Raw genomic sequence first — 1,794 nt, 5'->3', positions numbered from 1 at the left:
GGCCCAGGGCGAGAAGATCGCGGCCTCCAATCTCGACGCCAAGGTGGCAGTCGATGCCCTCGCCGGCTTCATCGCAACCTCAGGGCAGACGCTGACCATCAAGCTGACCCCGTTCGGCAAGCTGCCGCTGCTTCAGCTGATCGACGTCCTCGACCACGAACCGATCATCGCGCTGGCGCAGTTCAGGATCGAGGCCTCGACGGGGCTGTAGGAGAGCTCTCCGCGTCCCGGACGCGCTGCGGCACGCAGTGACGCGGCGCAGAGCCGGGATCCAGAAAGCTGCTGAATACCGAGATGCATGGGCCCCGGCTCAGCAGCGGATCACTACGTGCTGCGCCGCGTCCGGGGCACGAGATCGAACTGCCGCAACCTCACTTCTGCGGCAGGTTCACCCGGATGTGCAGCTCGCGGAGCTGCTTCGTGGTGGCTTCCGAGGGCGCGCCCATCAGGAGGTCCATGGCCTGCTGGTTCATCGGGAACAGCGAGATCTCGCGCAAGTTAGTGGTGCCACAGAGGAGCATCACGATGCGGTCGACACCGGCGGCCATGCCGCCATGCGGCGGCGCGCCGTACTGGAAGGCGCGGTACATGCCGCCGAAGCGGTCGACCACTTCCTGCTCGCCGTAGCCTGCGATCTCGAACGCCTTCACCATGGCTTCCGGCACGTGGTTGCGGATGCCGCCCGAGGCGATCTCGTAGCCGTTGCAGGTGATGTCGTACTGGAACGCCTTGATGGTCAGCGGATCCTGCGACTTCAGCGCCTCCAGGCCGCCCTGCGGCATCGAGAACGGGTTGTGCGAGAAGTCGACCTTCTTGTCCTCCTCGTTGTACTCGTACATCGGGAAGTCGACGATCCAGGCGAGCTCGAACCGCTCCTTGTCGGTGAGGTTCAATTCCTCGCCGACCTTGTTGCGGGCAAGGCCCGAAAACTTCCAGAACTTATCAGGGTCGCCGGCGACGAAGAAGGCGGCATCGCCTTCCTTGAGGCCGATCTGCGCGCGGATCGCGGCCGTGCGCTCGGGCCCGATGTTGTTCGCAAGGGGGCCCGCGCCCTCGCCGCCCTCGCGCCACATGATGTAGCCGAGACCCGGTTGGCCCTCGCCCTGCGCCCACGAGTTCATGCGGTCGCAGAACGCACGTGAGCCGCCGCCCGTTGCCGGGATCGCCCAGACCTGGTTCTTGGGGTCTTCGAGCATGCGCGCGAACACCTTGAAGCCGGAGCCGCGGAAATGCTCGGAGACGTCCTGCATCTCGATCGGGTTGCGCAGGTCGGGCTTGTCGCTGCCGTATTTGCGCAAAGCCTCGGCGAACGGAATCCGGCGCCAGCCTTTCGTCACGGGCTTGCCCTTGGCAAATTCCTCGAACACGCCGGTGATGACGGGCTCCATCGCGGCGAAGACGTCTTCCTGAGTTACAAAACTCATCTCGACGTCGAGCTGGTAGAACTCGCCCGGCAGGCGGTCGGCGCGCGGATCCTCATCGCGGAAGCAGGGCGCGATCTGGAAATAGCGGTCGAAGCCCGACATCATCAGCAGCTGCTTGTACTGCTGCGGCGCCTGCGGCAGCGCGTAGAATTTTCCCGGATGGATCCGCGAGGGCACCAGGAAGTCGCGTGCGCCTTCCGGCGACGACGCGGTCAGGATCGGGGTGTTGAACTCGAAGAAGCCCTGCCCCTCCATGCGCCGGCGCATCGACTTGATGATCTCGATGCGCGTCATGATGTTCTGGTGCAGCTTCTCGCGCCGCAGGTCCAGGAAGCGGTACTTCAGGCGGATGTCTTCGGGATATTCCTGG

General features: G+C 64.8%; 1 protein-coding gene and 1 pseudogene. One reads left to right on the top strand and one right to left on the bottom strand.

Annotated features, from left to right (window positions below; translation table 11 throughout):
- Positions 1-211 (top strand): annotated as a pseudogene (locus JHD07_RS06605) (hypothetical protein); the annotation flags it as partial.
- A gap of 160 nt (positions 212-371) precedes the next feature.
- Here JHD07_RS06605 and aspS read toward each other — a convergent pair.
- On the bottom strand, positions 372-1,794 hold a 1,423-nt coding region (aspS, locus tag JHD07_RS06600; RefSeq protein ID WP_291620257.1), incomplete at its 5' end, for an aspartate--tRNA ligase.

The organism is Bradyrhizobium sp. (assembly GCF_016462955.1).
GTDB lineage: Bacteria > Pseudomonadota > Alphaproteobacteria > Rhizobiales > Xanthobacteraceae > Bradyrhizobium.
This window is presented reverse-complemented; position numbering and strand designations above follow the sequence as displayed.